The sequence below is a fragment of the Streptomyces sp. NPDC002476 genome (assembly GCF_042889785.1).
In the GTDB taxonomy this organism is placed as follows: Bacteria; Actinomycetota; Actinomycetes; order Streptomycetales; family Streptomycetaceae; genus Streptomyces.
In genome coordinates, this window is record NZ_JBIARH010000065.1 from 1 (window position 1) to 25277 (window position 25277).

Below are 25277 nucleotides of genomic sequence, written 5' to 3' on the forward strand. Positions count from 1 at the left end.
GAGGAGAGCGATTCTTTTCTCGTTGCGTGAGCCGTTGTGCAGCAGGTGCCGCACCGATGCGAGAAGATCGGGTCTTGCCCCGGTCTGTTCAAGTATGTCCCGGAAGTCGGGCCCGGGTTCCGCAGCCATGGAACGCAGAAGGTCGAGTGTCGTGCGGTGACCGAACGACTTACTCACGCGTCACCTCGCCTTGTCACTCTACGAAGCACTGAGCCGTCATTCAGCATTCTGATTCCTTCCGCCTGACTCGCCTTGTCGCAGTCGGGTCTTGACCTCGTCGACGATGGTCCAGCACTCCAACTCGTACGGCCAGAGCCGGGGCAGATGGGCGCGTGCCTCGTCGGGGTCCATGAAGACGAAGGCCACGTTGTCGACCGGTTGGTCGGGACCGAGCGCCTGATCACGTCGCACCGCGCAGGCGTCGCGCATCTCGACCGGCGACACGCTCCGTCCGAGGACGACGACTTCCAGCACCCGGCGTTCCGCGTCGTAGATGCCATGGATGTCCTTGTCGTAGACGTACGGCTCCTGCAGATATCCCCCCTCGTCCGTGATGCCCATACGCAGGTGTGCCGGTTTCGCCTGCTGGAGTGCGGCCGACGCGTCGAGGTCCAGATCGTGGAACTGCACAAGGGTGGTGTCGTTCGGTCCGCGGTGCAGCCGCCAGCAGTCCTGGTCGAGCCAGCGGCGGGAGACCAGGGAGCGATGCCCGGGGCCCTGGAAGGCACAGGCCCAGCCGTGCCGGAGGTGATGCCCGCCGAAGCCGGGCGCCCGGTAGAACAGCGGGCCACGGGTGCGCCATTGCGCATGGAGCGTCTTGAACGACGCGACGCGGAAGGGCAGCTCGCTCAGCAGCCCGACCACCTCGGCCGGGCCGCCCTCGAAGTCGAAGGCGGCATCGACGTATCCGCCGGCGCGCACGACGAGGCGGTGCTCGGCGTCCTCGTCGAAGTACGCAGCAACGGTGTCCCCCGTGCCCGCGAAGCGCGCGATCCAGTCCGGCGATGGACGTGCGCCGCGGGAGTCGACGTCGACCTCACGCGGCGCCCGTGCGTCTCCCCACAGCTGGCGCTCCCACAGGGCGCGAGCCGCCGCGGTCGCGTCCGGGGTCTCCAGCACCATCGTGATTCTGGACAGTGCGGAGGTAACGACCCGGTGGAGCTTGGTCTCGCAGTCGTCAGTCCGGTCCGGTCTCATTTTTGCCTTTCTTGAATGAGTGGAGGTTTCCCCTTGGGGCGTGCGCGCAGCGATTCATACGCGGCCAGGCTGGACCGGTCGGCTGCTTCCTGGCAGGCCTGTCTCCTCGGCGTTGGGGCCGAGAATCTCAACGGTCCGAAGCCGCAGCGGGTAGCGTCGGACGCGTGGGGCTATGCGGTGGCGGATGGACCGCCAGTCATTGGCAACCCACCCCACGAAAGCACGGCGATGTCCGGTCCGAAGGTGACTGCGAGGCTCCCGGGGGCCAGGGCCAGGGCGCCGATTTCCTCGGGGAGGGTGAGGGTGGAGCCCACCTGCTGGCACGTCGCGGCGTCCCACAGGCGTACGGTTCGCCGGTAGCCTCCGACGGCTACCAGGGGCTGCCCGCCGATCTCGGTGGCGGACAGGGCGCGCACGGTGTCTTCGGTGTGGATGGAGCCCAAACGCTCGCCGGTTGCGGGGTCCCAGATGTGGAGTGTGTCGTGGCACGCGGTGATCAGGAGCTGGCGTGTGGCTGAGTCCAGGACCGCATGCCTTCACCCATGACGTGGGCGAAGCCGGATCCGGTCTCATACGAGGGGCCCAGGCGGAGACTCGTCAGCATACGGCGTCCGTGGACCGTGACCTCAGCGACTTCACCCAGAGTGTGGATGACCCCGACGTAGCCGACAGGGAGGATGCGTACCGTCACCATCCGCCCGCCGGGGGCCTCCTGGCTCGGCAGACAAGACAGATGACGGAGCTGGTCGGCCATCACCGTGGGTCCGCCGACCGGGCGGGTCAGGACAGTCTCGTCCAGCAGCACCGTGCAGCGCTGTCCCTCGGCACGGGGCACCTTGTGCACCCACCGCGGCATTCCGATCACCGGCTCGTCCGGGCCCGGGCATACGCCCGGGCCCAGGACGGCGCCCCGGTACGCCTCGGTGCGCAGTCCCGGGGGAATACCCGTGGTGTACTGGACGACTTCGTCGGCCATCAGCATCACGGCCATGTAGCGCGCCATCGCCTCTGCGCCCGCCACGTCGGTCCAGGAGTCGTAGGGGGCCCGCCGGGCGAACCCCCGCTCTTCGTGAGCGTCGCGCACGTAGGGCTGCGGAGGAACGCGCCGGGCCATGTAGTCGGCGTGATCCCCCGGGACGCCGTAGCGGAGCAGCAGCCTGCGCAGCGCGGCAGGGGGGACGGGGGCCTCGGCCTGCTCCCACCGGATGATGGCCGGGACCGACACCCCGGCCGCCCGGGCGGAGTCCTTCAGCATCACGCCGTTTGCTCTGCGCAGGCAGCGCAGGTAGACACCGGCCACGATCCGGGCGGGGGGCTGCGAGGTCTTGGTGGGCGGTGGTGAGGGAAGGGTATGGAGCATGGGTTCTGGGATTCCTCGGGTCTGGTGATCCCGCACGATGCGACCGGCAGGAGGGTGTGGAGGCGTTGTGAGCGTCATCGGCCGGGTCGGCCGTTGGCGGTGTGCTGCGCCTGGATGAGCCTGCGCAGGTGCTGTGCGTCCCAGAGCCGTCCTCGGGGCGGGACCGCCCAACGCAGCGCGCCGCCGTCGTTGGCGTCGGCCGGAGGCAGGTCGTAGACGTGACCGGCCTGTATGGGGCTGCTGCCCTCGACCGTCCAGCTCTTGAGAGCTCCAGGCGGAAGCAGGAGCACTGCGCTGAGGGACTCGGTCTCCAGCAGCACAGGGCCCCGCTCCGCACCTGCGGCACGCAGAAGGCCCGGTAGGGCGTTCAGGGGAATTCTCACGGCCTGTACGTCCCGGCCGACCACCGTGTCACCGTCCGGGCCGACGAGCGGGTGGTCATTCGCTTCGTCAGGGGGAAGGAGGCTGCGGTGGGCTACGAGCTCGCTCAGGCCCGCGTAACCTCGCGAACCCGCTGCGACCAGCAGCTCTCTGAGTACCCGCTCCACTCGTGCCTTGGGCAGGCCTGTTCTCGTGGCGATCGTGGCCGCCAGTTCGGGGTCCGGTACATCAAGGCCCAGCCAGTTTGCGACCCGCTTCGCGTCGGGGCCCTGCGGCAAGTCCATCGTCATGTACGGCGGGGGCGGCAGCAGGTCCTGTTCGTAGAGTGCGCTGAGCAGGGCGCGGACGGACGTGGACGTCACACCGGTCCTGGCCCGGCAGGCGCGGAGGTAGCGTTCCACCGTGGCCGGCAGGACGTCCAGACGGTCGGCCGCCGCGTGCAGCGTCAGTCCTGTCGCCAGCAGAGTCATCGCCATGGCCTCGTGCTGGGCCAGCGTCGCAGAACCCTGGGAACCGGGCGAGGGGCCGGGAGACATCGCCATGTCCTTCCCCGCACCAGGGCTTCTTCGGTGCTTGAAGGCGACAGCGACCAGGGCGCAGTCCGACAGGCCGGTGGCCTCGCGCACCCGGGCGAGCACCGCGGCGACCTCAACGGCGGGCACGCCCAGTTCTCGAGCGATTGTCTGGTGCAGAACCGGATAGGGGACATCGAACGACAGCCCCATGCAGACCCGCTCGGTCAGCTCATCCCACAGGCCGGCAGGCACGTCCGGCAGGGCAAGCCCGGAAAGAAGGCCCAGGGTCAGCAGCCGGTGCACGAGCGCACGCCGCGATCCCACGCCGACGCATGACAGCATGCTCCGCAGCCGGCCCTGTACAGCATCGGGACTGATTCCGAGTTCGTCCGCGATGCCGGACTGGTCAAGCCCGCACGCCAGCAGGCGCGCCACATCCAGCTGAGCCCTGGACACTCGGGGCGTTGTGCGGACTTGGGCGGCCGACGGGTCGACGCGTGGCATCAGCCCATCTCCCTTCCTGGGGCAATACGTTGTTGTGGATGTGCTGTCATGCGTCAGGGAGGAGGTGGTCCCTGACACGGGTAGCGGGTCATCTGCTCGTGCAGCGCCTTGCGCACCAGGAACTGGGAGGTGGCGGGCGTGGTGAGGTCCCACGTGTGGGTGATGTTGCGGGGCGGCTGCTCGATGGCCCGGGCGCGTGCGGGTCGAGGAGACGGGCGATCAGGGTGTGGTCCCAGAGCGGCCGGTCCGGGGGGACCGCCCAGTACGCGCCGTCGGGTGTTGTGCGGCGCCCGTCCTCGGGCAGACGCACCGCACGACCGCGGGCCCACACCCGTCCCACGGCTCCGCGCCGTCCCAGCCCGCCCTCACTCGCCGCGGTCACCAGGAGGGCTGTACCAGCGTCCGGCAGTCCCAGAACCGGCCCCCACCGGGCGGCAGCAGTCTGCTCCAGCAGAGCCCGGCACGCCTCAGGGGCGATCCGGACGAAGTCGTATTTTTCACCGGCGACCTGGGCCCCCACCAGACCGACGCTGCCCGACGGGAGGTACGCGGGGCCCCGGCCTGCCGGCAGGAGACCCAGCGGATCGTCTGTGCTCTGGCCCGGGCGGACGGCGCGGCGGGGAGGCGGAACGTCGGCAAAGGGGACGATCAGGTGCGGCGGAGCCAGCCGGGCCTCACTGTCGAGCACCCGGATCGCCCAGCCCTCGACGACGAGCTGCGCACTCGTCAGGCCGGTGGAGTGCAGTTCGTCGAGGCACTCCTCCACGCGGCCCGTGGGCAGGCCGGTCACTGCCGCAATGTCGCGGACGAGGCGTTTCTCGGGCGTGTCCAGGACCAGCGCCCGCCACACGAGACGCACATCGTCTCCCACCACCTTCCATGTCCGGGCCGGGACCAGCTCGAGCCGCCGCTCGCCGCAAACCTTGTGAACGGCCGTCAGAAACGACCGGGTCCCCGCGGCCAGCAGGCAGTTGCGCAGATACTCCCGCGCAGTGTTCGGGGTGATGCCCATGCGGTTCGCGGCGTCCGGGATCGTCAGCCCCTCCACAGCCACCAGGGCCAGACCTCGGAGCTCCTGGCCGGTGAGCGGCATCGGTCCACGTGCCGGGCGGGCCCCGGCCCCGCCGCGGGCTCCGCCCGGCAGACTGAGGTCCGCAGGAGGTGCTACGACCGTCACCTGTGCGTCCAGCACCCCGGCTTCCCAGCCCGCGAGCACCAGCCGGCAGTCCGGCATTCCCATGCTCCGCAGATGCCTCAGCTGCCGGTCGACCTCGCATGCCGGCAGCCCGGTCTGCCGGCTGATCGCTCCCACCAGATCACGATCCGCCACGTCCAGGACCAGCCCACGCCACACAGCCGCCAGCGCCTCGGACAGCGCCACACCACCAGGCCCCGTCGGAACGGGCGGGACCAGGACACCGGCCCGCAGCGCCTCGTGCACGAGAGCCCGATGGGCCTCAACACCGGCCACCCGCCCGCACTCCCGCACATGCGCACACACCGTCGCCTGGCCCATGCCCGTCCGCTGCGCACAGCCGGCGACACTGAGCCCGGCGGCACGCAGTTCCAGTACCCGAAAGCGCGTGGCTCCCAGGTTCCATGGGCTCCCGCTGCTGTCACGACGATGCTGCGCGTAGCCGGGACGGGTCCCTTCCCGCCCGGACAGGACGCCGGCGTGGAATCCGATGCGGATCAGCCCGTGCGGCGGGACATGATGCTGTTTCGTCAACCGGTCGAGGACGGCCGTGACCTCGGCAACGTCCACCTCGGCCAGGGCTGCAAGCTCCGGCACCAGCACCCGGTCCGGTACGTCCAGGCGCAGTCCGGCCCATATGAGCTCGGTGCGCGGAGCCAGGTCGGGAATCTCCGACGGCGGCTCCAGATCCGGACGGCCTGCCCCGTGACGGGCCTCGTAGGTGTAGATCAGTGTTCGCAGACTGCTGCCCGTCACCTGCATCGCGGCGCGGGCGTCGTCGAGTCGTCGGCGCACCGTGACGACGCTGATGCCGAGTCTCAGGGCGGCGTCGGCCAGCGTGTCGCCGCAGGCCACCGCGTCCAGGGCTTCGACTTGGCGGCGGGGCAGGACCTCTGTCTGTGAGGGCATCAGTGGCTCCGTTGCCGGGCCGTGCGTTCGACAAGGCGAGCGACGGCTTCCCGGTTGGTACGAGTGACCTTCTGCAGGTCGCGCACGAGCCGGGTTGCGAGCGACGCGGTGATCCTCGGCTCGTCCTCCCAGCGCACCAGCTGCTCCGGCACGGCGGTTCCCCGGGGCGGGGGGTAGACCGTCGCGAAAACCCCGACCTCCTCGGCCTCGCCCGCGAACACCAGCTGCCGCCCCTGCTTAGCCAGCACCGGGCACCAGCGCAGGGCGCACCGGGCGCAGGACGGCGGCATGTCGGTCAGGCCGGTCGCAGAGGTGCGTTGCCCACTCTTCTGGAACTCGCTCCGTACCCAGAGCACACCAGCCCCATGAAGCCGTGCGGCCGGAGCGCCGCAGCCCTGGCACAGCAAGTTGGCCATGCAGTGGATCTGACGCCAGGGCGAGAGCCGGGACCCGTCGACCCTGCCGCCGGGCGCGCCACTGGTACGGGCCACCAGGACATCGACGCCGGGATACCGGTCATAGGGACCTGGTACGCGATAGGCGAGCCAGCCGTCCCCGCCCCGCACCACGTCCGGCTCCGGGAGCATCTCACCCGCAGTCATGGCGATGAGGGGGATGTGCTCGGCCAGCAAGGGGTCTACTGCGGCACCGTGGGCCAGCTCCAAGCCGGTTACGGCCAGCGAGTGTGACGACATCTCCGTCATGCCACAGCCCCCGCTCCGGTGTACTGGGGCAGAGGAAGGGGACGGCGCGGGCCCACCGTGTGGCCGTCCGGCAGCAGTTCACCGGTGTCCTCGAACACCAGTACGCCGTTGCACAGCCGGGCCCAGCCCTGTTCCGGGTAGTGGCTGCTCATCCGTGCGGCGTCTCGGTCCGTGGCCTGCGAGCCGGGGCAGGCAGGCGTATGCGGGCATCCACCCTGCAACAGTGCGGAGCTGGTCGAGGATGAGGTAGTCACGAGCGATCCTGCCGTTGTGGTCAGAGGGGACGGCGCGCACGCGCCGGGCGTGCTCCGAAGCGGGCCGCGGCCGGTCACCGGGCAACCCACCGGGCCGCCGTCGCGGACGACACGAAGCCAGGTTCCGCGAACGGCTGTATGGGGCTGGCTTCACTCTCGGGGCGGGAACGGCGCCGACGCAGGAGGGAGCTGATCCATGAACGGCTGCTGCTGCGGGCGGCGGGCGCGGACCCAGCGGGCCGGTGCAGTGCCACAGCGGCGTAGGCGTGGGACTGGTCGGCGCCGGGAAACGCGTGATCGGGCGGTGTCGGCCACTGGGCGGGAGTGACCAGGCCCGGAGCGACCGGGGTCCACGGCCCCAGGATTTGTCCGATGTGGTCGCGCGAGCGGGGCCTGAAGACGATCCCGTGCTCGGCATAGAGGCCGGCCAGCTCCCCCATCACCTCGGGAGCCGTGTCGGTGGTGGCGTGGGATACGGAGATGGCACTGCCCGGCGGGAGACGGTCGTGGAGATTCCCGACGAGGTTGGAGGCGTCCTCGTCGGTCATCCAGCACAGCAGGTCGTGGCAAAGCACGGCGACCGGTCGGCTGATGTCGATCACCGACATCACAGCCTTGTCGCCCAGGAGGCGGCTGACCTGACGTACGTCCGTACCCACCGCGGCTGTGCCAGTGAGTTCCGTCAGGGCCATGTTGGCGTGTCCGCGCACTACCGGGTCGTTGTCGACATATACGACACGCGGAGTGCAGACGAAGCTGGCCGCGTCGTAGGCATGCAAGGGCTTCGATGGACAGGCGCTGGAGTTGTAGGGCATCCCGCATCCCAGATCCATGAACTGAGCGATCCCGAGGGTGCCGGCCATGTACTCGACGGCCCGCTGTCCGTACAAACGGTTGATCATCAGTATCTGCGGCAGCCACGGAGCCACCTGCCCGAGTTGCTCGGCCAGACGACGGTCCGCTGCGAAGTGGTCGGAGCCACCGGTGAGGTAGTCCGTGATCCGGGCTACGGCTGGCTGTTCGGCCCAATCGGGCATCGCGGGGTGTGTGCGGGACTCACTCATGGCTTTCTCTCTGTGCGAGGGGGTGGCCCAGTTGCCTCCCGGACGGGCAGGTCCGGGAGGCAACCGGGGCGCAGGGCTGCCGACGGGTTACGGGGGTTGGGCCCGCCGTCAGGTCCTGCGCCGCCTCTCCGCCGCCGGGTTTTGCTATGTCGGCGCGGGAGAGGTCCCGGGGATGCCGTGTCCGCGAGGAGCACCCGTTCTCGCGGACACGGCTGGCTGGGGTGGTCAGTGGTGTGCGGGTTGCGGATGGATCGCGATGACCGCGTAGGCGCCGCTGTCGCCGACCGGGACCGGCGCACGGCACTGTCTCGGGTGATACAGGCCGACCGGGACGATGCCAGGGGCGCGAACACGCCAGGGCCGCGGGTGATCCTCGATCAGATCACGTATCTGTTCGGCGGTCCGCAGGCTCACGGGCAACCCCGCCGTGTCGAGACACAGTGCCGCTGCGGCTGATCCGGTACGGCGCAGGTCGGCGGTGAGGTGGGTGAGCGAGAGGACGCTGCCCGGCGGAGCCCAGTCAAGGGTCGCTTTCACGATCGCATAGGCGTCCGCGTCGTCGGTGATCCAGGGCAGGACGTTGTGGAACAGCAGCGCTGTGGGCTGGCCCGGGTCCAGACCGTGCAGGGGCAGGTCGCGCAGGACGCGGAGCATGTCCCGGCGCAGGTCTGCGTGTACGAAGCGGTGCTGCGCCGGGGTCTTCAGGAGCTGGGGCCCGTGCTCGATGACGTACGGGTCAGCGTCGACGTGGATGACCGTGGCGTCCGGGCCGGCGGACACGGCCGTGGACGAGAAGCGGGGGTTGTCGCTCGGCAGTCCGCTGCCCAGGTCGACGAACTGCCGGATCCCGCACTCGCGGAGCATCGATACCGTCTGGTGCGCGTACAGGTGATTGAGCTCGACGGCCTGCCCGAACCAGGGCGCCGCACGCAGGAGGCGCTGGCCGAGTATCCGGTCGGCAGGGTGATGGTGGTGTCGGCTGCCGAGCAGCCACTGCGTAAGTCTTGCGCTGGACGCTGTGAGCGGAACGTGGCCGCCCATCGGTGTCTCGGCGGGCGAAGTGGTGCTGACGGGAGCGGTGAGTGTGTTCACCGTGAGGCTCCCTCAGGGGCGGGGTTCAGGACGACCAGGAGGCGGCTGGAGGTGTTCGTGATGAAGCTGGGCACGGGGTCACGGCCGTCGGTGTCGGCCAGACGGGCATCGGGCCAGCGGCCGAAGAACTCGGCGAGGGCGATCCAGCCTTCGGTGCGCGCGAGCGGCGCTCCCAGACACAGGTGTGTGCCGTGCCCGAAAGCGAGATGGTCCTTCTGCCTGCGCAGGAGGTCGAACTCGTCGGCGCCCTGGCCGTACGTGCCGCGGTCGCGGCCGGCTGCCGCATACGACGCGAGGATCGCTTCACCGGCTGCGATGACAGTGCCGTCAGGCAGGGCAATGTCCTGCACCGCGTACCGCATCGGCAGGTTGGCGATGGGCGCGTCGCGGCGGAGGGTCTCCTCGACGGCGTCGCTCCAGGTGGCGCGTTCCTCGTGGATGACGAGGTCGAGCTGGTCGGGGTGGGTGAGGAGGTTGTGGATGGCGTTGGTGATGAGCCCGACCGTGGTCTCGAAACCTGCGCTGATCATCAGCAGCAGGGTGTCGATGAGTTCCTGCTCGCTCAGCGCTCCGCCCTCCTCGTCGCGGGCGGCGACGAGAGCACTGGTCAGGTCATCTGCCGGTGTTGTGCGTTTGAGTGCGACAAGGCTGCCCAGGAGACGGTAGAGCTCTGCGGCGTTGTCCTTCTGCTCCTGCTGGCTGTGCGAGGTCGAGAAGACCACATCGGCGATCCGCCGGAGCCGGTCGTGCTCCGGTTCGGGCAGCCCCATGAGTCGGCAGATGACGAGGATGGGCAGGCGGCGGGCGAACGTCGCGACCAGATCGACCGGTTCCCCGGCACCGTTGGCGTCCAGCTCGTCGAGCTCGTCGAGGAGCTTGACGGCGATCGCCTCGATCGCGGGGATCATCTCGCGCGTGCGCCGATGCGTGAACGCGGCCTGGGCCAGGCCGCGCAGGCGGCGGTGCTCCGGCCCGTACGCGGTGAACATGTTCTTGACGCTGATCCACAGATGCAGCGGCCACGTTTCGACCACGCGCTCGAAATCGGGGCAGTGCGCCCGCGCGTCCTTCGAAACCCGCGGGTCGGTGAGCAACTGCCGCAGCAACTTCGGGTCGCTGACGGCCCACGCCTCGACGCCGAGGACGTCGACGCGGGTGGCCGGGCCGCGGGCCCTGAGTTCGGCGTCCTCGCCGGTACGGTCGGGTGCCTGCGGGTTCAGTGCGAAAATGCAGCTGTCCATGCGGTTCTCCTCCGTGCGTGCTCAGTTGGTCAGGGGTGCTGTCGGTGTGAAGGACACGGGCAGTGCGGTCAGGGCCCGGTGGAAGGGGCCCGGCCGCCAGGTCAGTTCCCGGGGCTGGCAGGCGAGGTCCATCTCGGGCAGGGCGTCCAGCACGTAGGTGATGGCGGTCTCGGCGATGAGATAGGCGTGGGAGCGTGCCGGGCAGGCGTGCGGTCCGGCGCTCCAGGCCAGATGGGCCCGGTCACCGGCCACCCGGCCGAGGGCAGGATCGTTGTTGCAGCCGGCCATGGAGATGACGACCGGCTGGTCCGCGGGCAGCAGGTACCCGTCGAGGTTGACGGGGTAGGGCGGGTAGCTGAGGCAGTAGTTGGCCAGTGGCGGGTCCCAGTACAGGACGGCGTCCAGTGCCTGGCGGACGGTGGCGCCCCCGGCGTGCACGTCTCCGCAGAAGGTCTCATCCGTCAGCATCTTGAGGAGGGTGTTGACGATCAGGTTGACCAGCGGCTCGATGCCCGCGCCGTAGAGGGTGACGAGCTGGTGCGCCATTTCGTCATCGTCGAGCCGGGCGCCGTGCGCGATGAGACGGGAGGTGATGTCGTCGCCGGGCTGGGCGCGCCGGAACGCGACCTGTTCGGTGACGGCTTGAGCGAGAATCTGGTTGCCGCGGACGGCGTGAACGCCGTCGAAGACCTGGGCCATGCCGTCGGCGATACGGCGTCCTCTCGCGTCGGGGCACCCCATCAGGTTGTTCAGGACACGGAAGGTCAGGGGCCAGGCGAACTGGGCGAGCAGATCGGCGTGGCCAGTCGCACGGAAGCCGGCGATCAGGTCGGCGGCGGTCTTCTCGACGAGGGCGAGCAGTGCGTGCTGGTCGACCGCCCCGAGCGCGGCGGTGTTCGCCGCCCGGTAGCGGACGCGCTCGGGCCCTGCCGAACGCAGGGCGTTGGGCCGCCACTCCATCATCGGCCTAACCGGGCACGTGTCCGGGACCGTCTGCTCCCACCTGCGGGGGTCCCCCGGGAAGCGCACCTCGTCGTGCAGGATGCTCCGAGCCTTGTCGTAGCCGATGACGAGCGTCGCCGGCACACCGGGGGCGAGAAGGACCGGGACGAGGGGGCCATGGACTTGACGCATACGGGCATAGGCGGCGTGCGGGTCGGCGGCGAACTCCGGTTCGTACATCGCGAAACGGGTTGAGGACGCCTCGCAGGGGGGCGGTGTCATGGAGTGGGGCTCCAATGGGCGTGGGGGGAGGTCAGGTGAGCGAAGACGTTGATCAGGGTGTGCACGCCGGAGCTGCGGTCACGGGCGTCGCACGTGGTGAGCAGGACGTGGTCCTCCAGCGCGAGTGCCTGGCGGATCTCGTCGTCCGGATAGGTGGGCGCGCCGTCGAACCGGTTGATCGCCACCGCGTACGGGACGCCCAGTTCGTCCAGCAGGCCGAGCGCGTCGTGGGAGGCTTCCAGGTTCCGTGTGTCGACCAGGACCAGGACGACCAGCGACCCTTCGACCAGGTCCTCCCACATCGCCCGGAACCGGATCTGCCCGGGCGTGCCGAAGACGTAGAGGACGAGGTCGTCGCTGACGTGGAGACGCCCGAAGTCGATCCCGACGGTGGTATGGGTCTTGCCAGGGGTCTGCCGCAGGTCGTCCACCCCGGCACTGGCCTGGGTGATCGTCTCCTCCATGCGCAGCGGCTGCACCTCGGAGACGGCGCCGACAAAGGTCGTCTTGCCGACCCCGAAGCCGCCCGCGACCGCGATCTTCACAGACCGGATGGCGGTCGTGTGGGCAGGTTCAGACCTGGGCGCGCAGTCCACGGAGTACCTCCTCCAGAATGCTCGTGTCGGGCTGGTCGGGGCGGGAGTTGATCGGTGTGGCCAGGTGTCTGCTGTCGAGCAGATCGGACACGAGGATGCGAACGGTGGACGGCGGAAGGTTCAGGCCGGCCGCGATGTCCACCACCCCGAGAGCTCCCCGCTCCCTGCTGACCAGGTCCATCACCCGGCGGGCATCCGCCGACAGGGCTGCGTCCGGGGCGGCCGCGGCCCTCACCAAGGACTCCAGGCGCAGGCCGGGGCGCGTCGGACGGACCCGCCCGCCGGTGCGGACATAGGGTCTGACCATGTCCGGATCGTGCCGGGGGCCCGTCACCGCTCTGGCGCTTCCGTGACCGGTTGCCTGTCGGCGACCGTCATCTCGTCGTGGACGCGGTCGGCGAGCCGGAGCATCTCTTCGGTGATCGCGGCAACATCGACCTCCAGGGCGGTGGTCTCAACCCCCAGCAGCATGTTGTGCCCGGCCCGCGTGACCAGGTACAGGCGCCCGTCGGTTTCGAGCATCACCTGACGAAGAACTTCTCCGCCGGACAGCGCGACGTACGACAGCGCGGCCGCGCGGAGGGCCGCGGTGGCCGCGGCGAGCTTCTCCGCCTCCTCCTGACCCTTCTTGTCCTGATCCCTCTTGTTCTCCCGGCCCGGGGTGGATGTCCGGGAGAACAGCAGCCCGTCGGCGGAGATCAGCAGCGCGCCCCGGACGCCGGGTACCTCCGCGAGATGGCGGTCGAGCAGCCAGCCGAGCGGGTTGGAATGCGTGTCTGCGTATTTCATGCCGGGTCCTTACCGTTCGTCGTGGGGATCTGACGGGCGCGGCGGGTGCCCGCGGCCCAGGCGGCGGCCGCGCTGGAGGTGCTGAGACGCCCGAACTGCCCGTCACGGGGCGGCTGCGTCGTCCGCGCGGGGTATGCGGGTGCAGTACGTCGTACGGTCAGGCCGCTCGCCGTGGTCGCCGCAGGCGGCCCGGGCACCGCCCGCAGCACGGCAGGGACCCCCGCGGCGGATGAGTCTGGCGGCAGTGTGGTCAGCAGCCTATTGGGGATGAAGACTGTCGCTCTGGTGCCCATACGGTCGTTCGGCGCCTCCACCGCGACCTGGAACTCGTATTCGCGGGACAGGATCGCGGCCACCGGGAACCCGGTCCGCGGGTGCGCGCCGAGGCGGGTGACGTCCGCCGGCTGTTCGCCGGCCAGGATCCGCCGCGCGTCGGCGAGCTGTTCGGGGTTCATCTGGAGCCCCGCATCGTCGATGATCACGGCGACGCCGTGATGCCCCTGCCGCAGCGTGACGTCCACCGTCGTCGGCGAGTACCTCAGCGCGTTGTCGAGCAGCACCGCGAGGGTATGCATGATCGGGCCGACGTGGCGACTGGTCACCGCAGTGTCGGACTCCTCGTATTGGATCCGCTCGTACCCCTCCACATGGTTCATGGCCGCGCGCAGCACGTCCGTCAGCGAGGAGGCCGGCCATCGCCGCGACAGCTTGCCGCCGCTGAGCACCACATAGCTACGAGCGTTGAGCAGCAGCTGTTGACCGAGATGATCGATACTCATCAACGCCGCATAGTCGCCGTCTCCGGGGGGCTGCCGGATCGCATCGCTGATCTGCTGACTGACCCGGGAGACAGTCGCCCCCAGGGCGGACGCGACACTCCGCACCGCGGCCCGGGTCGCCTCCTGCGCTGCCCTGCGGGCATCATCCGCAGCGGCGTGGGCCTCCATTCGGACCTCAGCGACCTGTGCGCTCGTGGCCATCTGCGCGTCGTCCTGCACCTGCCGGACAGCACAGGCCAGAGCCTCGACCACCTCCCGCACCCGGTCGGCCACCACCGATGCGGCGATCTCCCGAGGCAAGGACAAATCCGCGCCCTGGCCCCGGCCGGGACGCACGGATGCCGCCTGCAACTCGGGGATCACCTCGCGGGCCACCTCTCCGAGCACCATCTCGACCGCCCGCATTTGCCGATCGGCCGTATCGGTCCGCTGCCGCAGCCGCTCCGCCTGCCGCCGCTGTGCCCGCGCCTGTGCCTGGTAGTGCCATGCTGTGCCGCCGCCCGCCAGGGCCAGCGCCGACGGCACTCCCGTGAGGAGGACCTGCTGTATGAGCGTGCTCATGCGGCCATCACCGGCTCCGCCGCACGGGTCAGCTCGCCGAGCAGGACGGCGCTGTCCACCAGTCCGAGCAGGGAGAACGCCTGCGGGAAATTACCCAACTGCCGTCCGGAGACGGGGTCGTACTCCTCGGCGAGCAGCCCGACATCGTTCGTCAAGGCCAGCAGCCGCTCGAACAGCTCGACTGCATCGTCCACCTGGCCGGCCAGCGCGAGGTCGTTCACCAGCCAGAACGAGCAAAGAAGGAACGCGCCTTCGTCACCGCGCAGGCCGTCGAGACCTTCCCGGCCACCGGCCGTCGGGTAGCGGTGCACCAGCCCCTCGGGCGTCGCCAGTTCACGGCGCACCGCGGCCACCGTGCCGAGTACCCGCGGGTCGTCAGGGGGCAGGAACCCGGTGCGCGGAATCAGGAGCAGCGAGGCGTCCACTTCCTGCGACCCGTACGACTGCGTGAACGTGTTCCGTACCGCGTCGAAGCCCTTGTCGCAGACCTCGGTGTGTATCTCGTCCCGCAGCTCAACGAGCCGGGCCCGATCAGCCGGCGGCATGTCGAGCGCGCCGGCGTCGGCCAAGCGTATGGTGCGGTCGACGGCCACCCATGCCATGACCTTGGAGTGCACGAAGTGCTTCCGGCCGCCGCGCACTTCCCAGATCCCGTCGTCGGGCTCGCGCCAGTGCTTCTGGATGTAGTCGACGAGCCGCAGGTGCAGGGCGGCCGTGCCGTCGCACCCGGCGACACCGTGCTCATGCGCCACGAACAGCGTGTCGATAACCTCGCCGGGCACGTCGAGCTGCAGCTGGTCCACGGCACCGTTACCGACACGCACCGGCGCGGACCCCTCGTAACCGGGCAGCCAGTCCAGCTGCCGCTCGGACAGGTCACGCTCGCCCGCCAAGCCATACATGATCTGGAAGCTCTCCGGATCACCCCCCAGCGTCCGCAGCAGCCACTGCTGCCACCCCTCCGCCTCCTGCCGGAACCCGGCGCCCAGCAGGGCTGACAGGGTGAGTGAGGCGTCCCGGAGCCAGGTGTAGCGGTAGTCCCAGTTCCTCCCCCCGCCGAGGTCCTCGGGCAGCGAAGTGGTGGGGGCCGCGATCACCGCCCCGGTCGGGGCGTAGATAAGTGCCTTGAGCGTGATCAGAGCACGGGTCACCTGTTCGCGGTAGGGGCCGTCGTAGGTGAGCTGCCCCGTCCACTCCTGCCAGAAGCCAGCGGTTTTGGCGAGTGCGGCCTCGGCGTTCGGAACGTCAGGGGCAGGTGCGTGGGAAGGCTGCCAGCTGAGGGTGAAAACGACCCACTCGCCGGCCCTGGCGGTGAAAGCGTGGCGAACGGTGCCGTCCTTCTCGATCCCGGGTACGGCCGTGTCGAGCCAAAGAGAGTCCGGCCCACACACCACAGCCGTGCGGCCACGGTCGTCGTAGATCCACGGCGTGTGCTGTCCGTAGCCGAAGCGCGCGGACATGGCCGACGTCATCTCCACCTCGCCGGTGACGCCTTCGACGATCCGGATCAGTTGCGGGGTCTCCCCGTCCCGGGGCGGCATGAAGTCGATCACGCGGACCGTGCCGGTCGAGGTGTCCCACTCGGTCTCGAGGATGACGGAGTCACCGCGGTAGCGGCGCCGGTCCGCGTACGGGGCAGGCACGCCGGTGGGAACAGCGGGTCCGATGCGCCAGAATCCGTGCTCCTCGGTACCGAGGAGGCTGGAAAAGACGGCGGCCGAGTCGAAGCGTGGCAGACAATTCCAGTCGATGGAGCCGTCACGGCAGACCAGGGCAGCGGTCTGCATGTCTCCGATGAGCGCGTAGTCCTCGATACGCGCGGGGCGGCGGCTGTTCATGGTGTCCGTTTCCTTAGCGGGGAGGCTTGCGGGCAGTGGTGCGGAGTGGACTGTCGGCCGGGGCGGCTCATCCCGGCCGACGTCGAAGAGTGAGGTCACCGGTGCCGCGGTACGGATCCGGCGATCACCAAAGCGAGCATCGCGAGCGCGAAAACAGCGACCCGGGACTCATTGCGGCTCGGGCGTCGAAATACCCGTCGCCCGGTCGCGTGTGATTGCTCAGACACGGCACGCCTCGCGACCAGACGGTTCCACCAGCCAGCGAGCCGTACGCATTCGGGACCGCGTCCGGCTGAGCTCGTCGTGCAGAGCGTCGGCGGCCGTGGTCGGAGCGAGTGCAGGATCCGGTCGTGCCACCCACAGATGGACGCATTCCTGGCGGCCGTAGACGGAACACCGCATCCTCGTGCCGGTGGTGCAGACGGAGTGCGGCGCGCTCCACCGATCGGCCGTTCCGGACTCCACCGGTACAAGGAGCTGGCGGTGGGTGAGGCAGTATCGCAGCGGTCCGACAGCGACCCCGATATCGACCAGAAGGTCGATCGCGGGCAGGCCCAGGCCCAGACCTACATGGACGACGTCATAGGCTGGCGGCAGGACGGCAGAGAGTGCCTCACCGAAGTCCAGGTGCCATGTATGGCGACTGGACTTCGGTGACGGTGCCGGGCTTCCGGTCAGGGCAGCCCCGTGCAATGGTTCGCGAACAGGCGGGACCTGTGCCGTTATCCCGGTGGCGTGGACGTTTCTGACGAGTCCGGAAGATCCGTCGATACGCGGGAAGTAGCGGTCCATGATGTCCGATCTCGTGTGGGGTGCCCGGGCTCAGGCGGTGTGAATGGGAGACGTGTGGCTGTCGTGACGCCCGTCATGCCGCCACCCCGCGAGGGTGAGGCGCCGCGACTCCGTGACCTTGCCGTCGGGCAGCAGGGCTCCGAAGTCGTCGAAGACAAGGGCCCCATTGCACAGCTTGGCCCAGCCCTGTACGTCGACCCGTTCGGTGATCCTCGCACTCTCGCAGTCCGGTGCGTCAGGTCCAGGACAAGGAGGGAAGTGCTCGCACATGCTGCTCGTCCTCTCGGGTGTGCGTGTGTCGAAAGAGAGCCCGGGATGGAAAGAAGTCAGGCCGGCCGCCATTTCGTACGGGGGAATGGCGGCCGGGGCTGCACTCGTCTTACCCAGCGGCGGGCAACCAGTCCTCCGGCCCGGCTGCCCGCCGATCTGCTCCCAGCACGGTGGGGCGATCAAGGCGAGCCCCAGAGGACTCCTGGCTGAAGGGTCATCTCCGCAGAGCGACAAGACAGCTCCGTGGAGACGACCGGTCAGGGGGTGCGAACGGGTCTGAGGGATGCGACCGTCGCCGGGGCTGGGTGTGGCTGCCCAGGTGCACAGATCTCACTCCACCCTCCGAATCGGCACCTCGTCTGTGGTGATGGGCGAACAGCTTGGTCCCGGGCCGGGTAGCTTCACCATGACCTGTAGGTAGCTTTTGAGAGCACTTACGAGCGACGAAACCAGCCTCGGGGTAGCGTCCAAGTAGCTTTTGGGGAAACCAGGTTGCTTACTCGACGACCTGCGGTATCACCTTCAGGTAAGGGTTCCGTCGACGACTGTTGAGGACGACGCTCAGAGACCTGGGGGCCAGGTGGACAAACCGAAAACACTACTCAAGGTCCTGATCGCACGGCGCAACTGGACATGGAAGCTCTTCTCGACCGAGTTCGCCAAGGCCGCGGAAGAGATCTTCGGCCGGGCCGCGGCCCCCACGGTGGGCGAGCCTCAGTTCCGGCGTTGGACAGGCGGTCGGGTCAAGACGCTCCCCAGTGCCGACGCCTGTCGTGTACTGGAGCACATGTTCGGCGTTGATGCCGTAACGCTGTTTGCACCTCCAGCTGACTCGGTGGAGCCCGATGTGCCACCGACTGCCGACCTGGAAGCTGAAATCGCTATGACCGCACGTAATGCACAGGACGATGCCGGCGCTGTCGCCGCGTCCTCCGTCTCCGACCTGACCGTCGACCAGCTCCGCGACGATGTCCATGCCCTCTCAAGGGATTACAGCCGCCTGCCCGCGCGCGACGCCTGGCAGCGTGCGAAAGACCTGCGGGAGCGGCTGGAGAGCAGCCGCGATCGCACTGCCGTCCCCGCCCAGCAACAGGAACTCCTCGTCCTCGCCGGAGAGACATCGGCGCTGCTGGCAGCAGCCGCGTTTGACCTGGGGGCGCTCGACGGCGCGAAGCGTCTGGCACGTACGGCGGCCCTCTACGGCGAGGCAGCACGGTACGAACCGCTGCGCGCCTACGCAGGGGGATGCCTCGCGTACATCGCCTACTTCTCCGGCCGCCCCTCCGAAGCCGCAACTCATGTCCGGCAGGCCCTCGCCCACGGAGGGCTCGGCGACGTGGCCGTTCGCCGGCTCCGATCGATCGAGGCTCGCACCTACGGACACCTCGGCAACGAGCCCGCAGCCCAACGAGCCCTGTCGGCGTCGGAAGATGTCCACACCGACACGACCGACGACCTCCACGACTCCGTCGGCGGTGAGTTCGGATTCAGTGCCGAGCGTCTGGCCATGTCGAACGCTTCGACCGCTCTGCTCCTGAGAGACGGACTCACCGCCGAGACCTCAGCCCGGCGCGCGCTCTCCCTGCTGGCCGAAAAGCCGGAGCGAGACCGGTCTCCTGCCGTTCTGGGGGGATCGTCAGCGGACCTCGCCATGGCCCGCCTCCTGACGAACGACTTGGATGGCGCAGCCGCGGCCATCGAGGCGATGCTGTCCATCGGCGACCCCCTCCGGGGCACCGGCCTCGTGACCAGGGCCCTGGCGCTGCGCCGCGCCCTCACACGGCAGCACCTGCGAGGCTCGATACTCGCCGCCGACCTCGGCGAGCGCCTGGAGGAGTTCGCCCAGATGCCAGGGCAGCGTCAGATCGCACCCGTTGAGAGCATGTCACCCCTGGACGTCTGATCAGAGGGAGGCGAGGACCCTGGCCTCCTTCTCGGGGGCGATCCCGTGTTCCGCCCATCGCGGATGGTCCACGGGACGTCCTGCGTTCTGCAACCAGCCCCAGGTGTCGCGGATGGTTTCATGCAGGGGTCGGCAGCGCAGCCCAGCGGCCACGGCCCGGCTCGGATCCACCGCCCAGACTCCCCGGTGGGTACGCCACAACGGCAGCTCCGTCCACTGCGCCACGCCTTCGCGCACGAGAGCGCCGGGATCGGCCCACACGGGACCTCCGACACCTTCCGTGGTGTCCACGCAGGTGGTGACGAAGTCCTCGAACGTGATCCCAACAGGATGTGCGATGTTGAAGCGCCCATCGGTGCCCGTGGCAGCTTGGTCGAGGGCGAAGGCTGCCACGTCGCGCACATCAACCGGCTGGATCACCTGGGATCGCGGATCGGGTGCCAGGATGCGGCCCCCCCGATGCGCTCGGCGCAACCACCACGGCAGACGACCCACGTACTCGTCGGGCCCGAGGATCACACCAGGGCGGAGGAACACCGCACGGGCACCGAACACTTCGGCCACGGCCCGCTCACCGCCTGCTTTCTGGAAGCCGTACTTCGTCGGACTGCCGTCCTCGCCGGTGTACCCATAGGACTCATCCGCGCCCGAGGCGCACTCAAGCAACTCCGACCGTTCAGTCAGAGGAGCATGGGGCCAGCCCTTGTAGACAGAAACGGTGGAGATGTGAACCCAGCGGACAGCACTGTCCTTGAGGGCTGTCGCGGCCAGCAGCACATCCCTGGGCGGCAGATCGGCACTCGATGTGTCGACGACCGCATCCCACGGACCGTGTGCGGCCAACGCCTGCAGATCGGCTGCCACGGTCCGGTCACCACGAACCGTCCTGACTCCCGGCACATCCGCCCCGGAACGCCCCCGGTTGAAGGTGGTGACCTCCCATCCTCGGGAGAGCGCCCCTACGGCCACGTGCTTGCCAAGGAACCAGGTGCCGCCGATCACAAGTAGCTTCATATGGCAGATCCTGCCCCCCGGACTCCACCAAGCGGAAGGGGGGCACCATCGCCGTTTTCGAGCCCTTCAATGCCGTCGTCATCAAGCGGAACACCCTCAACTACACGCCCCCGAGATCCTCATACGGGCGGTCGAGCACGTCAACGAGCTCGGCGCCGCCCGTGGCCCTGACGGTCTGCCGATGCTCCTGCCGGGCCTGAACCTGGCCTACGGCCTGCCCGGAGAAACTCACCGCACACGGTATCGAACTGGCCGATCACGGTATCCCGTGCATTGGCTGCCGAGAGAGCGATGCCGGTCCGCTCCCGCAATCCGTGCCGTCTTCCGGGTCAGCCGTCTGCTAGCAGCATCTTTCGGGGCCGAAGCGAAATGCTGGATATCACTCAAAAAGGAAGGTTCGGAGCGGTCACATGGAAGAAGCCGTCGCGTTCTTTGAATCGTATCTGGATTTCGAGCATCGCGGATCACTGGCTATTCTTGACGAGCCGGATGAAGTGCTGAAGGCGCTCCGGAGCCGGATTCTGAACCAATTCTGGCACGAAGCTATTGGCACCCCCATTTCGCCCACATTCGGGCGCCCGCCGGGAATGACGCCCGACCAAATGGTCACGCTTTCCCAGAAAATGAGACCGGTGCGGCGAAGCCTGTTGCTGGTCGCCGAGCACGAAGCTCCCAAGACGATCCCTGGGAAGCCGCTCTACGCTGGCTACATCAGTGGTGACACTGAATCAACAGCTCAGTCGTATGGCGGTCTGCTGGTCGCTGCCATAATGAGCGATGGCGAGATGAAGCTCGTAGCCTCATACAAGGAGGACTTCATGCAGAGTGCCCCGCCTGTCCGTTGGCGACAATCGCAGGGACTTCGCATCTCGCTGGTTTGCTCTCCAGTGGCCGTGCGGCCGTTGAAGGCGCCGACCGGGCGGGCGGTACACCAGCAGGACTGGCAGAGATTGGCCCGACGGAGGCAGCCCAAATGAGACTCTTTTGTGACGGACGCAGGTCCATGACATGTATTCAAGAGAAGTGAGGTTAAGCATGAGTGGAAGCCCTGAAACCGAAGCACAGTTCCGCAGCGGTGTACCCCACTCGGCTCGAGTCTGGAACTACTGGATCGGAGGCAAGGACCACTACCCGGTGGACCAAGAACTGGGTGATCAGGTGCTGGCGAGCTACCCTCAGGCTCGGGAACTCGCCCTGGCCTCACGCGCATTCCAGGTCCGCGCGGTCCAGTACCTGGCCGGCGAAGCAGGAATCACCCAGTTCCTCGACATCGGGACCGGGCTCCCCGCCCAGAACAGCACTCATGAGACCGCGCAGATCATCCAGCCGCAGGCACGCATCGCGTACGTCGACAACGACCCGCTGGTTCTTGCCCACGCCCGGGCGCTGCTGACGAGCGCACCGGCTGGCATGACGGACTACATCGACGCAGACATGCTGGATGCCGCACGTGTTCTCGAGGAAGCGAGCCGGACGCTGGACATGGAGCAGCCCATCGCAGTCCTGCTCCTGTCCACACTGGGGCACACTGAGCCCAAGACCGGTATCGGCCTCACACGCCGATACATGCGCGACCTCCCGGCAGGCAGCCACCTCGTCCTGTGCGACACGATCTCCACGCCCGAGACTGTCGCGGCGCAGGAGGCATACGCAGCGGGGGACACCCCGCCGTACCTGGTACGTCAGCCCGAGGAGATCCTCGCGAGCGCCGACGGGATGACGTTGGTCGAGCCCAGATTTGGTTCCATCTCGCTCTGGCGCCCGAATCCCGATGACGACATCAGCAATCCTGTCGACCAGTGGGGATTCGTCGCCCGTAGGTAGCACCGCACGCCGGGCCGAGGCTGGACCAGCTGCGGCCCGGCGAACAACCGTGGCCAGGGCACACCGCTGCATGAGGCTTCAGCCACCCGGTCATACAAGGGACTTCTGCCACCATGAGCAGATGGCCACCGTCGACCGCGCGCACCGCCTCGCCCTGGCTCTTCCCCGGTGGCCAGCCCGGCCATCCGATCAGTGCCTGGGCCATGGGCGAACGGCTCCGCAAACTCGGCATCCGCCTCGCGGAGGTCCGGTCGACTGCCCTGTTCCAGCTCGCCACCGAGTTGCCCTCGCGATTGCCGCCGGAGACCGGGCCGCCCACGCAGCCGAGATCAGCCGGAGGAGCAGTTCATGAGATGTGCCACCGAAGGCGGAGGGCGCATCGTGGTGCTTCGGGCCTTCGCCGAGAACCGCTCAGGCGCACCATGGAACACGGCAAGCGTGGGGCGTTATTCCTTCCGGACACAGCTTCTTGATCACTTCCTTGCGGATCGCTCGCCATGTCCGCAGGGAGCAGACCAGGTGGATGCGCAGCTCAACCGCCTTCCGCTCGCTACTGTTCTGACCAGGATGTTCAAAGGCCCACTGCTCCGTCAGAAAGTCGTACATTTCAGCGGTCGTCAGGTCACTATCAGGATACGTTCGCGCAACATCCGCCTTGACGATCCGGGCGCTCCGGGAATCTATAGTCCGCTCGACGAGCTCCCTGACCCACACCAGTCCCCGCTCGTCTGCATACAGGCCGAACCTCAGAATTCGCGTCCTCATGATGGCGTAAATCTACCGATCACCGGCCTGCAGCGACAACGCTTTCCGATGTCTGCGCCCACCGCTCGGCACGGGCACGGCGGTTGGACGAGGCAGGCCCGCGCCGTCGCCCCGTCCCTCGGGACGCCCTTGCCTCGACCAGGGTGCCCCGGCCGAGGTGCCATGAGTTCATGGCTGCAGTGATCGCAATGCTGGAAGAGCTCAAGGACCTCGCTCCGCTGACCGCCGAGGGTGCGGCGGCGCGGTTCTTGGCGCAGGAGTGGACGCCCGGGGGAAAGCTTCGTGACGGCGCGGAGACATCGTGGGACAAGGACGGCCTCGGGGGCTGGATCCAGACGTTCAGCAGTGGGGCGGTCAGCGTCAAGTTCTACGTCTGGATCCGCGACGTCGACGAGTCGGGCTACTTCGACGATGTGGACGCCGTCTACGAGCAGGGTGAGCAGGCGCTGGCCGGCTTTCTCCCCGAGATCGAGGAGTCCGCTCTTGCTGGCCACCTCGTCGAGGCCGAGCAGACGGCGGCTGACAGGGACGAGTTCATCGCAGCAAAGAAGTGGACCCTCGACGGCCGGATCCTGACCGCCGGCGTGATCCAGCAGGACACCGACCTTCCGGTAATGGTCGTGGTGGCGCTGGAGGAGCCCGGCATCGCCTGACCCAGCCGCAAGCTCGTGTGCCACCGGTCAAGCCGCTACGGGCGAAAACTGCGTGCCGGTCATGACTGACAATCAGCACGCTGGTCTCGGCGCAGAGGTACTCAAGGACGGAGGCACGCACGAGGAGTGCAGCTCGGCGGTCGTCATCGGGCCCCTCTGGGCCGGGCGTCCGGTCGGCCGAGGCGCGCAGGCACGGCCCTGAGGCCGTTGGAGATGTAGCTGGGCAGCGGGGAGAGCTGGCTGGCCTCGACGGCCAGGTGCAGGTCGCGGAACCGCTCGAAGAGGGCCGCGAGCGCGATGCGTCCTTCGATGCGGGCGAGCTCCGCTCCCGGGCACAGGTGGACGCCGTGGCCGAAAGAGAGATGCTCGTGGCTGGGACGGGTGATGTCGAAGCGGTCGGCGGTCTCGCCGTGGATGTCGGGGTCGCGGCCGGCGGCGGCGTAGTTGATAACGATCAGGTCGCCCTGGGCGAAGGTGATGCCGGTGGTCTCGTCTGTGACCTCGCGTACCGGGAAGCGCGGTAGGAGCGTTGCGATGGGAGCCTGGTAGCGCAGAATTTCCTCGACCACCGTTTCCCAGGGCACCTGTTCGCTGATGGCGAGGGCGAGCTGGTCGCGATGAACAGCGAGGTTGACAATTCCGTGGCTGAGAAGGCCGACGGTCGTCTCGTGCCCGGCGCCGATCAGGAGCATCAGGCTGTCGCTCAGCTCCTGGGAGGTGAGCTCACCGTCGCGGTGCGAGGCGATGAGGCTGGTCGTGATGTCGTCGCCTGGCTGCTGCTGCTTGTACTCGATCAGCTGACCGATGAGCTCGTAGACGCGGGCCTGGACCGCGCGGGCCTCGTCGGGAGTGAGGGTGGTGGTGAGGAGGTCACCGATTGAGTCGCGGAAGTCGTCGTGCCACTGCTCAGGTACGCCGAGGACGAGGTTGGCGACGAGCAGGGGTAGCCGCCCGGCGAACCGGTCGCGCAGGTCGATGGTTTCGTCGGGCCTGTGGTCTTCGAGCTCGTCCAGGAGCCCATGGGTGATGGCCTCGATCCGGGGGGTGAGGGCGCGGACCCGTCGCGGGCTGAACGCGGCGGCCACCGGGCGACGCAATCGCCTGTGCTCGTCGGCGTACGCGCCCAGCGCGTTGCGGACCTTGACCCAGACCTGCTCCTGCCAGTCGTCGGGGACCTGCCCGGTCTGGAGGGCGGGCCAGTGCTGGCTGGCGTCCTTGGAGATGTCGGGGTGTGTGAGAAGGCGGCGTATGAGCCCGGGGTCGGTGACGGACCAGGTCGTGATGGCGTCAGGCAGGCCGGGCAGTATGACGCGGGCTGCCGGGGCGATGGCGCGCAGAAGGACTCCCTCGGCGTGGATGTCGGTGCCGGCCGGGTCGATGCGGTAGGGGCAGCGGGCTTGGGCGGTGGATGTCATGTGGGTTGCCTTCCGTTGGGAGTGGAGTCGTGCTGGAGGTGGGCGGGGAGGATCGCGGGTCCGGCGAGGAAGGTTCCGGAAGGGTTGGGGACGTCCTGGGGCACAATGATCAGGGCGATACCGGACAGGCGGTCCAGCGGGCGTTCAGCGACGGTCTCCACGATGAGCTGGGCCAGGATCGGGTGCGGAGCAGGTACGCGGGCTGGTAGAGAACGCGAGGTATCTGCGGATTCCCAGGTCGCCCGCCCCGGAGCCGATCGTGGGATCGGTGTTGGCCGCAGCGAAGCTGATCAGGGTCGGGATGTCGGGCTGGATGCGGACGCCCAGGACGTGCTGTGGGTTGGGTGAAGTTTCCCCGTGATGTTGGACACGTGTTCGTTATGCCGCGAGGGCGTGTTGGTGCCGCTGCCTGGTCTCGGCTGGGGTCAGGTAGCCGAA

Annotated in this window: 24 protein-coding genes; 5 read left to right on the plus strand and 19 right to left on the minus strand. The window is 68.5% G+C overall.

Annotated elements, in window-relative coordinates:
* Positions 1-216 precede the first annotated feature (216 nt).
* The 15 genes from ACFYXM_RS34985 to ACFYXM_RS35055 all read right to left on the minus strand — a co-directional run bounded on the left by ACFYXM_RS34985 (position 217) and on the right by ACFYXM_RS35055 (position 16203).
* Positions 217-1197, minus strand: coding sequence for a hypothetical protein (locus ACFYXM_RS34985; protein WP_389295628.1), 981 nt, complete (start codon positions 1195-1197; stop codon positions 217-219).
* 496 nt (positions 1198-1693) lie between these two features.
* The gene (locus tag ACFYXM_RS34990) at positions 1694-2557 is read right to left on the minus strand and encodes a Scr1 family TA system antitoxin-like transcriptional regulator (protein ID WP_389295630.1); all 864 of its coding nucleotides are present in this window, start codon (positions 2555-2557) and stop codon (positions 1694-1696) included.
* A 74-nt stretch (positions 2558-2631) separates the two neighbouring features.
* Entirely contained in the window at positions 2632-3909 is a 1278-nt protein-coding gene (locus tag ACFYXM_RS34995) for a hypothetical protein (protein ID WP_389295632.1), read from the minus strand.
* A gap of 136 nt (positions 3910-4045) precedes the next feature.
* Entirely contained in the window at positions 4046-6061 is a 2016-nt protein-coding gene (locus ACFYXM_RS35000) for a hypothetical protein (RefSeq protein WP_389295634.1), read from the minus strand.
* On the minus strand, positions 6061-6756 hold the full coding sequence (locus tag ACFYXM_RS35005; protein ID WP_389295636.1) for a hypothetical protein: 696 nt from the start codon (positions 6754-6756) through the stop codon (positions 6061-6063). The genes ACFYXM_RS35000 and ACFYXM_RS35005 overlap by 1 nt, the downstream gene beginning before the upstream one ends.
* 5 nt (positions 6757-6761) lie before the next feature.
* On the minus strand, positions 6762-6986 hold the full coding sequence (locus ACFYXM_RS35010; RefSeq protein ID WP_389295666.1) for a DUF5999 family protein: 225 nt from the start codon (positions 6984-6986) through the stop codon (positions 6762-6764).
* Between the two features lie 107 nt (positions 6987-7093).
* A complete protein-coding gene (locus tag ACFYXM_RS35015; protein WP_389295637.1) occupies positions 7094-8056 on the minus strand; it encodes an SAM-dependent methyltransferase in 963 nt (320 codons plus the stop codon).
* Between the two features lie 252 nt (positions 8057-8308).
* The gene (locus tag ACFYXM_RS35020; RefSeq protein WP_389295638.1) at positions 8309-9175 is read right to left on the minus strand and encodes an SAM-dependent methyltransferase; all 867 of its coding nucleotides are present in this window, start codon (positions 9173-9175) and stop codon (positions 8309-8311) included.
* Entirely contained in the window at positions 9172-10416 is a 1245-nt protein-coding gene (locus ACFYXM_RS35025; RefSeq protein ID WP_389295639.1) for a cytochrome P450, read from the minus strand. The genes ACFYXM_RS35020 and ACFYXM_RS35025 overlap by 4 nt, the downstream gene beginning before the upstream one ends.
* Positions 10417-10437: 21 nt before the next feature.
* Complete coding sequence (locus ACFYXM_RS35030) at positions 10438-11640, minus strand: cytochrome P450 (RefSeq protein ID WP_389295641.1); 1203 nt, start codon at positions 11638-11640, stop codon at positions 10438-10440.
* Positions 11637-12185 (minus strand): ATP/GTP-binding protein, encoded by a 549-nt coding sequence (locus tag ACFYXM_RS35035; RefSeq protein ID WP_389295643.1) that lies wholly within the window; start codon positions 12183-12185, stop codon positions 11637-11639. Before ACFYXM_RS35035 ends, ACFYXM_RS35030 begins: the two co-directional genes overlap by 4 nt.
* A gap of 28 nt (positions 12186-12213) precedes the next feature.
* Positions 12214-12543 (minus strand): DUF742 domain-containing protein, encoded by a 330-nt coding sequence (locus tag ACFYXM_RS35040; protein ID WP_389295644.1) that lies wholly within the window; start codon positions 12541-12543, stop codon positions 12214-12216.
* A 23-nt stretch (positions 12544-12566) separates the two neighbouring features.
* Positions 12567-13025: a roadblock/LC7 domain-containing protein gene (locus ACFYXM_RS35045; RefSeq protein WP_389295646.1), complete on the minus strand. Its 459-nt coding sequence runs from the start codon at positions 13023-13025 to the stop codon at positions 12567-12569.
* A complete protein-coding gene (locus ACFYXM_RS35050) occupies positions 13022-14329 on the minus strand; it encodes a hypothetical protein (RefSeq protein WP_389295647.1) in 1308 nt (435 codons plus the stop codon). Before ACFYXM_RS35050 ends, ACFYXM_RS35045 begins: the two co-directional genes overlap by 4 nt.
* A gap of 32 nt (positions 14330-14361) precedes the next feature.
* Entirely contained in the window at positions 14362-16203 is a 1842-nt protein-coding gene (locus tag ACFYXM_RS35055) for a glycoside hydrolase family 15 protein (protein WP_389295648.1), read from the minus strand.
* Between the two features lie 483 nt (positions 16204-16686).
* Here ACFYXM_RS35055 and ACFYXM_RS35060 point away from each other — a divergent pair, with 483 nt between their 5' ends.
* On the plus strand, positions 16687-16860 hold the full coding sequence (locus tag ACFYXM_RS35060; protein ID WP_389295650.1) for a hypothetical protein: 174 nt from the start codon (positions 16687-16689) through the stop codon (positions 16858-16860).
* Between the two features lie 165 nt (positions 16861-17025).
* Here the strand turns inward: ACFYXM_RS35060 and ACFYXM_RS35065 are convergent, their stop codons facing one another.
* Positions 17026-17265: a DUF5999 family protein gene (locus tag ACFYXM_RS35065; RefSeq protein ID WP_389295653.1), complete on the minus strand. Its 240-nt coding sequence runs from the start codon at positions 17263-17265 to the stop codon at positions 17026-17028.
* Positions 17266-18148: 883 nt separating this feature from the next.
* Here ACFYXM_RS35065 and ACFYXM_RS35070 point away from each other — a divergent pair.
* A complete protein-coding gene (locus ACFYXM_RS35070; RefSeq protein ID WP_389295654.1) occupies positions 18149-19168 on the plus strand; it encodes a DNA-binding protein in 1020 nt (339 codons plus the stop codon).
* On the opposite strand, the gene ACFYXM_RS35075 is transcribed toward ACFYXM_RS35070, so the two are convergent.
* The gene (locus tag ACFYXM_RS35075; RefSeq protein WP_389295655.1) at positions 19169-20182 is read right to left on the minus strand and encodes an NAD-dependent epimerase/dehydratase family protein; all 1014 of its coding nucleotides are present in this window, start codon (positions 20180-20182) and stop codon (positions 19169-19171) included. It lies immediately after the preceding gene.
* Between the two features lie 410 nt (positions 20183-20592).
* Between ACFYXM_RS35075 and ACFYXM_RS35080 the strand changes: the two genes are divergently transcribed.
* The 3 genes from ACFYXM_RS35080 (at position 20593) to ACFYXM_RS35090 (ending at position 23424) form a co-directional block, all read left to right on the plus strand.
* Complete coding sequence (locus tag ACFYXM_RS35080; protein ID WP_389295657.1) at positions 20593-21159, plus strand: hypothetical protein; 567 nt, start codon at positions 20593-20595, stop codon at positions 21157-21159.
* Between the two features lie 58 nt (positions 21160-21217).
* Positions 21218-22006 carry an SAM-dependent methyltransferase gene (locus tag ACFYXM_RS35085; RefSeq protein ID WP_389295658.1) on the plus strand — a complete coding sequence of 263 codons (789 nt, stop codon included), beginning with the start codon at positions 21218-21220 and terminating at the stop codon, positions 22004-22006.
* 935 nt (positions 22007-22941) lie between these two features.
* Positions 22942-23424, plus strand: a complete 483-nt coding sequence (locus ACFYXM_RS35090) for a hypothetical protein (RefSeq protein WP_389295660.1) — start codon at positions 22942-22944, stop codon at positions 23422-23424.
* 143 nt (positions 23425-23567) lie between these two features.
* On the opposite strand, the gene ACFYXM_RS35095 is transcribed toward ACFYXM_RS35090, so the two are convergent.
* Both ACFYXM_RS35095 and ACFYXM_RS35100 read right to left on the minus strand, forming a co-directional pair.
* Complete coding sequence (locus ACFYXM_RS35095) at positions 23568-24839, minus strand: cytochrome P450 (RefSeq protein WP_389295662.1); 1272 nt, start codon at positions 24837-24839, stop codon at positions 23568-23570.
* Entirely contained in the window at positions 24836-25000 is a 165-nt protein-coding gene (locus tag ACFYXM_RS35100; RefSeq protein WP_389295664.1) for a hypothetical protein, read from the minus strand. The genes ACFYXM_RS35095 and ACFYXM_RS35100 overlap by 4 nt, the downstream gene beginning before the upstream one ends.
* Positions 25001-25277: the final 277 nt, after the last annotated feature.